Annotated in this window: 9 protein-coding genes and 2 tRNA genes; 4 read left to right on the top strand and 7 right to left on the bottom strand. The window is 59.0% G+C overall.

What is annotated here, in order from left to right:
* The first annotated feature begins 145 nt into the window (after nt 1–145).
* The 4 genes from ACA079_RS02555 to ACA079_RS02540 all read left to right on the top strand — a co-directional run bounded on the left by ACA079_RS02555 (nt 146) and on the right by ACA079_RS02540 (nt 3,394).
* A tRNA-Leu gene (locus ACA079_RS02555) sits at nt 146–232 on the top strand.
* Between the two features lie 166 nt (nt 233–398).
* Nucleotides 399–485 (top strand) — tRNA-Leu (locus ACA079_RS02550).
* A gap of 333 nt (nt 486–818) precedes the next feature.
* Entirely contained in the window at nt 819–1,829 is a 1,011-nt protein-coding gene (locus ACA079_RS02545; protein WP_497702466.1) for an iron ABC transporter substrate-binding protein, read from the top strand.
* Entirely contained in the window at nt 1,829–3,394 is a 1,566-nt protein-coding gene (locus tag ACA079_RS02540) for an ABC transporter permease (RefSeq protein WP_497702465.1), read from the top strand. Before ACA079_RS02545 ends, ACA079_RS02540 begins: the two co-directional genes overlap by 1 nt.
* 120 nt (nt 3,395–3,514) lie before the next feature.
* On the opposite strand, the gene ACA079_RS02535 is transcribed toward ACA079_RS02540, so the two are convergent.
* The 7 genes from ACA079_RS02535 to hfq all read right to left on the bottom strand — a co-directional run bounded on the left by ACA079_RS02535 (nt 3,515) and on the right by hfq (nt 12,159).
* On the bottom strand, nt 3,515–5,449 hold the full coding sequence (locus tag ACA079_RS02535) for a methyl-accepting chemotaxis protein (protein WP_497702464.1): 1,935 nt from the start codon (nt 5,447–5,449) through the stop codon (nt 3,515–3,517).
* 150 nt (nt 5,450–5,599) lie between these two features.
* On the bottom strand, nt 5,600–6,889 hold the full coding sequence (locus ACA079_RS02530; protein ID WP_497702463.1) for an adenylosuccinate synthase: 1,290 nt from the start codon (nt 6,887–6,889) through the stop codon (nt 5,600–5,602).
* Between the two features lie 54 nt (nt 6,890–6,943).
* Nucleotides 6,944–8,131, bottom strand: a complete 1,188-nt coding sequence (locus ACA079_RS02525; protein ID WP_007939588.1) for an ATP phosphoribosyltransferase regulatory subunit — start codon at nt 8,129–8,131, stop codon at nt 6,944–6,946.
* A gap of 318 nt (nt 8,132–8,449) precedes the next feature.
* Nucleotides 8,450–9,319 carry a protease modulator HflC gene (hflC, locus tag ACA079_RS02520; protein ID WP_008156983.1) on the bottom strand — a complete coding sequence of 290 codons (870 nt, stop codon included), beginning with the start codon at nt 9,317–9,319 and terminating at the stop codon, nt 8,450–8,452.
* Nucleotides 9,319–10,488 (bottom strand): FtsH protease activity modulator HflK, encoded by a 1,170-nt coding sequence (hflK, locus tag ACA079_RS02515; RefSeq protein WP_497702462.1) that lies wholly within the window; start codon nt 10,486–10,488, stop codon nt 9,319–9,321. Before hflK ends, hflC begins: the two co-directional genes overlap by 1 nt.
* 96 nt (nt 10,489–10,584) lie before the next feature.
* Nucleotides 10,585–11,886 carry a ribosome rescue GTPase HflX gene (gene hflX / locus ACA079_RS02510; RefSeq protein ID WP_033055543.1) on the bottom strand — a complete coding sequence of 434 codons (1,302 nt, stop codon included), beginning with the start codon at nt 11,884–11,886 and terminating at the stop codon, nt 10,585–10,587.
* A 12-nt stretch (nt 11,887–11,898) separates the two neighbouring features.
* The gene (gene hfq, locus ACA079_RS02505) at nt 11,899–12,159 is read right to left on the bottom strand and encodes an RNA chaperone Hfq (RefSeq protein ID WP_007902656.1); all 261 of its coding nucleotides are present in this window, start codon (nt 12,157–12,159) and stop codon (nt 11,899–11,901) included.
* Nucleotides 12,160–12,179 lie beyond the last annotated feature (20 nt).

The raw sequence follows: 12,179 nt of genomic DNA, 5'->3' as shown, positions 1-12,179 counted from the left end.
ATCTAAAGCCCTTTATCGACAGCGCGAAGCTGAATTAAATGCCACTGGTAAAATTTTCCAGGTTTTTTCGACCTCAGGGGTTTACAGTTAAAAAGACGCTCCGTATAGTGCGCGCCATCGACGACGCAGACGCATTGCCGATAATGCCCAGATGGTGAAATTGGTAGACACGCCAGCTTCAGGTGCTGGTGACCGCAAGGTCGTGGAAGTTCGAGTCTTCTTCTGGGCACCAATTTCGAGCTTGAGATTAGTTCAATTTCAAGGCTCACACAAAAACCCGCGAAAGCGGGTTTTTTGCATTCTAAGCCTCCGATTTATTAAAACTAAATCAGGGGTTTACAGATCAAAAAGCTCTCCGTATAGTGCGCCACATCAACAGCGGCAACGCTGAAGATAATGCCCAGATGGTGAAATTGGTAGACACGCCAGCTTCAGGTGCTGGTGACCGCAAGGTCGTGGAAGTTCGAGTCTTCTTCTGGGCACCAATTCAAATTTCAGAGTCGATCTGAAATTTCACAAAAACCCGCGAAAGCGGGTTTTTGCGTTTCTGGCTTTCAAAAACCTCAAACATACATCGCACCCTGTGGCGAGGGAGCTTGCTCCCGCTGGGGTGCGAAGCAGCCCTCTTCAATCTTCCTGGCAACACCATTGTCAGACTTGCGACTGCTTCGCAGCCGAGCGGGAGCAAGCTCCCTCGCCACAGAGTTCGGCACCGGCCCCTCTAGCAAACACCGTCAGCCCTGCAAGGCGCACTTGAGAAACAATATCGTTTATCATTGTTGCAAGTTATTGCAATGCAACAGTGAGGAACCCTGCGAATGATGTTTCGAAATACCCTGCGCCGCGGCCTGACCTTTACCCTGCTCGGCCTGGCACTCGCCACTCCCCTCACCCAAGCCGCCGAACCGGTTTCCCTGACACTCTATAACGGTCAACACAAAGAAGTCGGCGACGCTATCGCCAAAGCCTTCGAAGCCAAGACCGGGATTCACGTCAATGTGCGTAAAGGCAGCAGCAACCAGCTCGCCAGCCAGGTCGTCGAAGAAGGTGATCGCTCCCCTGCCGACGTGATCTACACCGAAGAATCGCCACCACTGAACAAGCTCGGCGAACAAGGCCTGCTGGCACAGACCGATGCCGCCACCCTGGCCGTTCTGCCGAAAGACTACGTCGCCGGCAACGGCACCTGGATCGGCATCACCGCGCGAGTCCGCGTGGTCGCCTTCAACCCGAAACTGATCGATGAAAAAGACCTGCCAAAGTCTGTGATGGAATTTTCCGATCCGAAATGGCAAGGCAAGGTCGGCTTCGTGCCCACCAGCGGCGCGTTTCAGGAACAAGCCGTGGCAATCATCAAAGTGCACGGCATGGACGCGGCCGAAGAATGGCTGACCGGTCTGCGTGCTTTCGGCAAGACCTACAGCAACAACATGGTTGCACTGAAGGCGGTGGAAAACGGCGAAGTCGCTACCGTGCTGGTGAACAACTATTACTGGTTCGCCTTGCAGCGTGAAAAAGGCCAGCTCGATTCGAAACTTCATTATTTCACCGGCGGCGACGTCGGCGGGCTGATCACTGTTTCCAGTGCGGCCGTGCTGAAATCCAGCAAACATCCAAAAGAAGCCCAGCAATTCCTCGCTTACATGGCCAGCGAAGAAGGTCAGCGCGTGATCACCCAGACCACCGCCGAGTACCCGCTGCACAAAGGCATGGCGTCGGATCGCGGACTCAAGCCGTTCAGCGAACTTGAGGCACCGAAGGTCACGCCCGCCGATCTCGGCAATGCCGAAGAAGCCCTGGACCTGGAACGTGACGTTGGCTTGAACTGATGAGCGCATCGTTATCCGCCCCCGCCCCGCGCGGGGGTTATGTGCCACGGCGCAAGCGTCCATCTATCTGGCTGTTGCTACCGGTTTTGCTGCTGGTAGTGCTCAGCCTGCTGCCGCTGGCGTATGTCGGGCTCAAAACCTGGCAGGCCGGTTGGGCCGAGGCGCTGCATTTGTTGTGGCGTCCTTATGTGCTTGGCCTGCTGCGCAACACCCTGGCGCTGATGGTCGGTGTGACGCTCGCCTGTGGCGTGATCGGCCTGTCGCTGGCTTGGCTGCTTGAGCGCAGCAACTTGCCGGGGCGGCGCTTGTGGGGCGTGGTTCTGTGCCTGCCGTTCGCGGTACCGGCATTTGTCAGCAGCTTTACCTGGGTCTCGCTGAGCGCTCATTTCGAAGGCTTGGGCGGGGCGATCCTGGTGATGACCCTGTCCAAGTATCCGCTGATCTTTCTGCCGGTCGCGGCGACCCTGCGCAATCTCGATCCCTCCCTCGAAGAGTCCGCCCGCACACTGGGGCAGAATCGCTGGGGCGTGTTTTTCAGAATTACTCTGCCGCTGCTCTGGCCGTCACTGCTCGCCGGTTCGCTGCTGATCGCACTGCACATGCTGGTGGAATTCGGTGCGCTGTCGATCATCGGACTGCAAACCTTTACCACCGCGATCTACCAACAGTTCGAACTGGAATTCAGTAACGCGAATGCTGCGATGCTTTCCGCCGTATTGCTTGCGCTGTGTCTGATGCTGTTGTGGCTGGAGCTGCGAGTGCGCGGCAAGGGCCGACACGTGCGTACCGGTCAGGGCGCGGCGCGGCATGCGGAACAGGTTCGGCTGGGACCTTGGGCTGCTGCCGGACAACTTTATTGCCTGGCGCTGGCGATTATCGGTAGCGGTATTCCGCTCGGGATGCTGGCGTACTGGCTGGCAGTGGGTTCGTCGGCTGCGTTCCCGGTAGCTGCGATCAGCGAGGCGCTGCTCTCCTCACTGGCGTTGTCACTGGGCGGCGCGGCGCTGTGCCTGGTGCTGGCAGTGCCGGTGGGATTGCTGGTGGTGCGCCACAAGGGCCAATTGGCGATCTGGGCCGAACGCTTGCCGTATCTGCTGCATGCGCTGCCAGGACTGGTGATCGCGCTGACGCTGGTGTATTTCGCCCTGCACTATGTGCCGGCGCTGTACCAGACTTCGGCATTGTTGCTGATTGCTTATGCGCTGTTGTTTTTGCCGCTGGCACAGGCGCCGATTCGTACGGCATTGAACAAGGCTGCGCCGCAACTGGAAGAGGCTGCACGCACGCTGGGGGCATCGTCTTTCAGTGCGTTTTGCCGGGTGACATTGCCGATCATCTTCCCCGCATTGGGCGCGGCGTTTGCGCTGGTGTTTCTGGATGCGATGAAGGAATTGACGGCGACGTTGCTGCTGAGTCCGACCGGGCTCAATACCTTGGCTACTGAAGTGTGGGCGCATACCGCGAATGTGGAGTTTGCGGCGGCGGCGCCTTATGCGGCGTTGTTGATTTTGGTGTCGGGGTTGCCCGTCTATCTTCTTACGACGCGGATGTATCTGAGTCGCTGAGATCGCCATCGCGAGCAAGCTCGCTCCCACATTTGATCCGAGGCGCTCACAAAATTTGTGTCCACCAACAATCACTGTGGGAGCGAGCTTGCTCGCGATAGCGGAAGCTCAGACAACACATCAAGCCCTGAACTGCCCCAGGCTCGCCTTCAACTGCGCCGCCAATCCATCCAGCACCTTGCCGCTGGCCGTGGTTTCCACCACCGCTTGAGCCGCCTTCTCAGCCTGCACATGAATGGTTTCAACCCGACCGCGCACCGCCTGTGCGCCTTGCGCCTGATGCGCCGCTGCCTGCGTTGCCAGACCTATCGCCGCATGCACTTGCTCGACCGACGCCTGCACCGATTGCTGCAACCGCGCACTGTCGCGCAGCACCAGCAAACCTTCGCTGGCCTGACGCCCAGCCTGACCGATCGCGGCCACCGCCTCACGCGCACCTTGCTGCAAGGCAACGATGTGCGCCTGAATGTCGCCTGTAGAGCTTTGCGTCTTGCTCGCCAGTGCCCGCACTTCATCGGCCACCACAGCAAACCCGCGACCGGTCTCGCCCGCACGCGCCGCTTCGATGGCGGCGTTCAGCGCCAGCAGGTTGGTTTGCTCGGCGATCCCGTGAATCACCGTCAGCACCACTTCAATCTGCTCACTCTGCTGCGCCAGCCGCTCGATGACTTTCGCTCCGGTATCGACCTGCCCGGCCAACGCCTCGATCAGGCTGCCGACTTTTGCGGAGGTCCGCGTGTTTTCATCCGTGGCCGAACGAATATCCACCACTTGCTGCAAGGCCGCCTGCATAGCGTGGCTTTCAGACTGAGCGTCATCCGCCATCTGCGACAACGCACGCAGGCTCTCCGCCACTTCATCACGCTGCATGCCCGCCGCTTTATCGGCCCCGGCATTGCGTAAAGTCATGGCGCCGATTTCCACGCCAGTGCGTTGAGCCACATCGCCCGCTTCGCGCACGATCGGCTGCAACTTATCCACAAAGCGATTGACCGCCGAGGCCATGTCGCCGATTTCGTCCTTGCTGTTGATCTGCACGCGCTTGGTCAGATCGCCCTCGCCCGCAGCCAGGTCGTCCATGGCCGCAATCAGCAATTTCAAGCGATTGACCACTCGACGACCCAGGACTACGGCCAGCAACAGCAACACACCGAAGCCCACCACCGCCAGACCCATGCCGATGCGCCAGCGCAAAGTACCCGCCGCTTCCTGAACGGTGCTGGTGGTGTTGGCCTGCATCTCTGAAGCCGTGGACTGCGCCGACTTCAGGCGCGCGCCCATCGCTGCTGCACTATCAGCCGCCGCGCCTTTGAGGCTGTCGCCGACCAGTTGATCACTGCTGGCGATCAGCGCCGAAAAGCGCTTGTCGAGGGCTGCCAGATCGACTTCCACGGAAGCGGTGGAGACACCCATCAAGACCTTGCCGATTTCCACGCCATTGGGGCTGATTGAGGCTTCGAGGTAGTAGACCGATGGATCGTTCTTCGCCGCATCCAGCACTTTGTCCAATGCGCGCTCGCCCTGGCCTTTCTCCAGCAGCGCTTTGTTGATCGGGTTCTCGCGATTCAAATAGCGCGTCAGGTGCTGCCCGGTAGCGTCGTCGTAGATCACGAACAGCACGTTGGGATTGCGCTGGGCCCGGCGGGCGAATTCGGACAGGGTTGGAACGTCGCTGTCCCACATGGCGCGGGGTGCGACCGAAGCCAGAAGCTGCGCCATATCATTGGCGGAGTCCTTCAGATCCTTCTCCAGCGTCGCACGCAGCTGTGCCTGCTCGTCCTTCAATCGCGAGGACAAGCCCGCCGTAAGACGCTGACGCGTGCTGGTGGAGAGGTTGTCGAGGCTCGACGTGACTTCACGCCCTGCCTGCTCAAGTTCCCCGGAGAGTTTTTGACTATCGGCACCCAGGCGCACACCCAGGTCGGCTTCCAGTGCGGTCACTGTGCTCCGAGTCAGGGCAACGGCCACCAGCACCTGCACCAACAGTGCGATACCAAGGGTAACGAACACGGGCCGCAATAAACGGCTTTGTAACAATGAGAGAACGGCCGACACTTAGAATCCCTCTGCTTTAACGCCATTAAATTGATGGCACGCTAGAAGCGATGCGCTTAATGAAGTTCACAGCAAGGGTCGTGCCGTCCGACAGACAGAAACGACAAAGGCCCCAAATGAGGGGCCTTTGTGTTTTACATCAACGACTTATTAGGCGAACGGGTGACGCAGAACGATGGTTTCGTTGCGGTCCGGGCCCGTCGAAATAATGTCAATCGGCGCACCGATCAGCGCTTCGACGCGTTTGATGTAGGCGCGCGCGTTGGCTGGCAGCTCTTCCAGGGTTTTGGCACCCACGGTCGACTCGGTCCAGCCCGGCACTTCTTCGTACACAGGCTGCAGGCCCACGTAGCTGTCAGCGTCAGTCGGGGCAACATCGTTACCTTCGGCATCTTTGTAGCCGACGCAGATGTTGATGGTTTCCAGACCGTCGAGTACGTCCAGCTTGGTCAGGCAGATGCCCGAGATGCTGTTCACATCGATAGCGCGACGCAGGATAACGGCGTCGAACCAGCCACAACGACGGGCACGGCCAGTCGTTGCGCCGAACTCGTGACCTTGTTTGGCCAGGTGTGCACCGACTTCGTCGAACAGTTCAGTCGGGAATGGACCCGAACCTACACGCGTGGTGTAAGCCTTGGTGATGCCCAGGATGTAGTCCAGGAACATCGGGCCAACACCCGAACCGGTAGCAACGCCGCCAGCGGTGGTGTTAGAGCTGGTCACGTACGGGTAGGTACCGTGGTCGATGTCCAGCAGGGAGCCCTGGGCGCCTTCGAACATGATGTCTTTGCCGGCGCGACGCAGGTCGTGCAGCTCGGCCGTCACGTCCAGCATCAGCGGCTTGAGCAGCTCAGCGTATTCCTTGCACTCAGCCAGGGTCTTTTCGAACTCGATAGCCGGCTCTTTGTAGTAACCCACCAGCATGAAGTTGTGGTAATCCACCAGTTCACGCAGCTTGTCTTCAAAGCGCGGCATATTGAGCAGGTCGCCAACACGCAGGCCACGACGCGCAACCTTGTCTTCGTAGGCCGGGCCGATGCCGCGACCGGTCGTACCGATCTTCAGCTCGCCACGGGCCTTTTCACGGGCCTGGTCCAGCGCAACGTGGAAGGACAGGATCAGCGGGCAGGACGGGCTGATACGCAGGCGCTCACGCACCGGTACGCCTTTCTCTTCCAGCTTGACGATCTCGCGCAGCAAGGCGTCCGGTGCAACCACCACGCCGTTGCCGATCAGGCACTGCACGCCTTCGCGCAGCACGCCCGACGGGATCAGGTGCAAGACGGTTTTTTCGCCGTCGATCACCAGGGTGTGGCCTGCGTTGTGGCCACCTTGGTAGCGCACTACGGCGGCAGCATGTTCGGTCAGCAGATCAACGATCTTGCCTTTGCCCTCATCACCCCATTGGGTGCCCAGGACTACGACATTCTTACCCATAACACTTGTCCTCATTCGCGCAAACTTGGTGCCGGCCGCGGCCGACAGGAAAACTCAAGAAGCCAGTGGCGATACTTGCCAAAGCCCGTTCTGCTGAATCAATTGCCGGTCGCAGTCCGCTTCACGGGCGGCGGCCAAAGGTTGCCCAGGCAACGCCTGAACGACACGCTGACCCTCACTGCGCAACTGGCAAACCTGCTGCCAGAGTGCCGCATCCGTACTGTCAGGCATCCAGATACCGCCAGACGGTAACTCGATCTCAGCACGCCCCAGGGTCACTAGGGTTTTCAAATCGGTAGAGAAGCCGGTTGCCGGACGGGCACGACCGAAGTCGGCACCAATGTCGTCGTAACGACCGCCCTGAGCAATGGACTGGCCAACACCCGGTACGAACACCGCGAACACCACACCAGTGTGGTAGTGGTAGCCGCGCAACTCACCCAGGTCGAAATACAACGGCAACTCAGGGAAACGCGTGGACAGACGCTCGGCAATCGCCAGCAAGTCGTCCAGAGCTGCCAGTACCGGCGCCGGCGCATTCGCCAGACGCTCGCGGGCAGCACTCAATACTTCACGGCCGCCACACAGGTCGACCAGCGCCCGCAACATGCCCGACAGATCGGCAGGCAAGCCTTCGGTCAAGGTAATGACCTCGTCGATGGCTTTACGCTGCAACGCATCGAACAACTGCTGCTCGACCTCACCGGACAAACCGGCGGCGCGAGCCAGGCCGCGGTAGATACCAACATGACCGAGGTCCATGTGCACATCCGGCACATCGGCCAGTTGCAGCATAGCCAACATCAGGCTGATGACTTCCACGTCGCTGCTCGGACTGGCATCGCCGTACAACTCGGCACCCAGCTGGATCGGGCTGCGCGAGGACGACAAGGCGCGCGGCTGAGCGTGCAGCACGCTACCGGCATAGCACAGACGGCTCGGGCCTTCGCGACGCAAGGTGTGCGCATCGATGCGCGCCACTTGCGGCGTGATGTCAGCACGGAAACCCATCTGCCGGCCCGATTGCGGGTCGATGACCTTGAAGGTACGCAGATCGAGGTCCTGGCCCGCGCCGGTCAGCAGGGATTCCAGGTACTCGATATGGGGAGTTACGACAAACTCGTAACCCCAGCTCTGGAACAGATCCAACACCTGACGACGCGCGACTTCAATGCGCGCCGCTTCTGGTGGCAGTACTTCTTCGATGCCATCTGGCAGCAGCCAGCGGTCTACCGTTGCCATTACGCCATTCCCCTATGATCCGGGCGGCAAGCCTTTGGGCGAGCCTTGAGTGAAGCAGAAAATGATCGGTTCATGCGCACAAACCACGCGCATGAACAACGCGGCGAAAAGCCTGAAATCGGCTTCGCCAACCACTTTCCTCGAAAAACCTGTCGAGTCATTCAACTCGGGCGCCTGCATAAAAAACAGCAATCAAACGTGCAGACGCAAAAAAGCCGGGAATTTCCCGGCTGCCGCATCATACACACGTTTTCCCAAAGGATCACCCCGCCCGAGGTGTTAGCCGCCAGGCGGGGGATGATTCAGGTCAACGTCGTATCAAGGCTTGGCTTTTTCCAGGTAACGGAAGAAGTCGCTGCTTGGGTCCAGGACCATGACGTCGGATTTGTTCGCGAAGCTTTCACGGTAGGCACGCAGGCTACGGTAGAAACCGTAGAACTCCTGATCCTGGCCGTAGGCCTTGGAGTAGATCGCAGCGGCCTGGGCGTCACCGTCACCGCGAACCTCTTCAGATTCACGATAGGCTTCAGCCAGCAACACGCGGCGTTGACGATCGGCGTCGGCACGGATGCCTTCTGACAGTTCGTTACCCTTGGCGCGGTGCTCGCGAGCTTCACGCTCACGCTCGGAACTCATGCGCTCGAAAACGCTGCGGTTCACTTCTTTCGGCAGATCGATGGCCTTGACCCGAACATCGACAACTTCGATGCCCAGCTCTTTTTCCGCCATCTTGTTCAGCGAAGCCGTGATATCGGTCATCAGCGCATCGCGCTCACCGGAAACCACTTCGTGCAGCGTGCGCTTACCGAACTGGTCACGCAGGCCCGACTCCAGACGACGGGAAAGACGCTCGTCAGCAATCTGCTTGAGGCCGGAAGTCGCGGTGTAGAAGCGCTCGGCATCTTTCACGCGCCACTTGGCGTAGGCATCGACCATGACGGCTTTCTTTTCCAGCGTCAGGAAACGTTGTGTCGGTGCATCCAGCGTCATCAGGCGTGCGTCGAATTTACGCACCTGGTTAACGTAAGGCACTTTCACATGCAGGCCTGGCTGAACATCAGTCTGGACCACACGACCGAACTGCAGCAGCACCGCACGCTCGGTCTGAGCCACGATGTAGAAGCAGTTCCAGGCAGCGATCGCCACGACGACGCCGACAATAAGGGCGATCAGCGATTTATTGCTCATCAGCGACTCTCCCTGGTACGTGCTTGCTGTTGCTGCAGATCGGCTGCACGCACATTCGCTTCATTGCTGGTGGCTGCAGCGCCGGTCACAGGAGTGCTGGGGTTGCGACCACCTTCGACCATCTTGTCCAGCGGCAAGTACAGCAGATTGCTCTGGCCATTCTTGTTGCCGGTCACGAGAACCTTGCTGGTATTGCTGAAGACTTCCTGCATGGTGTCCAGGTACAGACGCTGACGGGTCACTTCAGGTGCCTTGCGATACTCGCTCACCAGCTTGGTGAAGCGATCAGCCTCACCCTTGGCGCGCGAGACGGTTTCGTCACGGTAACCATTGGCATCTTCGATGATGCGCTGGGCCTGACCACGGGCTTCCGGCACGACGCCGTTGGCGTAGGTTTCAGCCTGGTTACGCGAACGCTGCTCGTCTTCACGGGCGCGGATCACGTCATCAAAGGCTTCCTGCACTTCACGCGGTGCGGCTGCGCTCTGTACGTTGACCTGAGTAACGGTGATACCGGTGCGATAGGTATCCATGAAGCGTTGCAGACGCTCCTTGATTTCGCTGGCCATCAATTCACGACCTTCGGTCAGCACCTGATCCATAGCGGTGGAACCCACCACGTGGCGCAAGGCACTTTCGGTCGCGTGCTGCAGGCTGATTTCCGGCTGATCAACGCTCAGCACGAAGTCCTGCAGGTTGCTGATCTTGTACTGCACGGTCAACGGCACTTCGACGATGTTCTCGTCTTCAGTCAGCATTTGACCCTGCTTGGTATAGGCACGCTCACGCGTGACGTTTTCCAGGTACTTGCGATCGATCGGCGGGAAATAGATGTTCAGGCCCGGGCCAACGGTTTCGTAGTACTTGCCGAAGCGCAGCACCACGGCTTGCTCCTGTTCGTCGACTACATAGACCGCGCTGTACAGCCATACGGCCGCCAACACGACCAGGCCGATGCCGAGCAGACCGCCGAAGCCGCTGCTCCTGCCCGAACCGCCACCGTCATCACCGCGTTTCTTACCACCACCGAACAACCCGTTCAGGCTTTCCTGCAGCTTTCGGAAGGCCTCGTCGAGATCCGGTGGTCCCTTGCGGTCGCCGTTATTGCGGCGCTTGCCACCCCAAGGATCCTGATTATTCGAGTTGCCACCCGGCTCATTCCAAGCCATAGCGCTCTCCATCTGATAAAGCAAAGACGCACCCACGGCGCGCCGACCAATGCTACAGAATGCCTGTCACCGCGGCACAACCGCTTTTTCAGGCTTTTATTGCAAAGTGTGTTGCTCGATGAACTCTGTCGGCACAACGCCTTCACGGCTGACCAGCCGATTGAGCTCCGAACGCGGCAATCGAACGGCCAGCAAGCTGACACCTTCTTCGTCGTGTTCTTCTTTCTGCACCGCTCCGAGTTCGAAGAACTGCGCACGCAGTCGAGCGAATCGTTGCGGCAAGCGCAAGGTACCGATAAACAACTCACTGCCCAGCAACTCGGCAATGGCTTGCTCAAGCAATTCCAGACCACTGCCATCACGCGCCGATAGCCAGACCCGTTGGGGCTTGCCGTTTTCGTCGCGCTGGATTTGTGGCTCAACGCCTTCAAGCAAATCGAGTTTGTTATAGACCTCAAGGATCGGCAAGTCCTGGGCACCAATCTCGCCCAGCACCACCATCACCTGCTCGATCTGCAACATGCGATCCGGTTCAGCCGCATCGATCACGTGCAACAGCAGGTCGGAGTTGCTCGACTCTTCGAGGGTAGACCGAAATGCTTCGACCAGCTTGTGGGGCAAGTGGCGAATGAAACCCACAGTGTCAGCCAGGACAATCGGCCCCAGGTCGTCCAGTTCCAGACGGCGCAAGGTCGGGTCCAGCGTGGCAAACAACTGGTCAGCCGCGTACACGTCGGATTTCGTCACGTTATTGAAGAGCGTGGATTTACCGGCGTTGGTATACCCCACCAAAGACACGGTAGGGATATCCGCACGCATACGGCCACGTCGCGACTGTTCGCGCTGGCTGCGCACTTTTTCTAGCCGGCCTTTGATCTGTCGCAGGCGAACCCGCAGCAAACGGCGGTCGGTTTCCAGTTGGGTTTCACCCGGGCCACGCATGCCGATACCGCCACCTTGACGCTCAAGGTGAGTCCAGCCACGAACCAGCCGGGTGCTCATGTGGTCAAGCTGGGCCAGTTCTACCTGGAGCTTGCCTTCATGGGTACGGGCGCGCTGGGCGAAAATATCGAGAATCAGACCGGTGCGGTCGATCACGCGACACTCGAAAACACGTTCGAGGTTACGTTCCTGACTGGGCGTGAGGATGTGATTGAAGATCACCAGATCTGCCTTTTCGGCATGGACCAGGTCGCGCAGTTCCTCGACCTTGCCGCTACCGATCAGGAATTTGGCGGTTGGCCGATGACGCGGCACGTTAAAAAACGCAACGGTCTCGGCGCCGGCCGAATTAGCCAACTCCTGAAACTCCTGCGGATCTTCGCGCGCCTCAGGGTCCTGTCCATCCAAGTGAACGAGGATTACTCGCTCACCACCACCGTGGCGCTCAAAGAACAAAGGAGACTCCTATCAGGCGTTACCTGGCTCAGCGTCACCTGCTTCGGATTCGGTTGCGCTAGGCAGACGAATTGGACGAACCGGCACCACTGTAGAGATAGCGTGTTTGTAAACCATCTGGCTGACGGTGTTTTTCAGCAGGATAACGAACTGGTCGAAAGACTCGATCGTGCCTTGCAGCTTGATCCCGTTGACCAGATAGATGGAAACCCCCACTTTCTCTTTACGTAAAGTATTCAAGTAAGGGTCTTGTAGCGAATGCCCTTTTGACATGTGCCGCACTCCTTTAAGGA

It is taken from the genome of Pseudomonas sp. LBUM1645, from assembly GCF_059716185.1.
The sequence above is the reverse complement of the archived record's forward strand: the minus strand, read 5'-3'. Positions and strand labels throughout refer to the sequence as shown.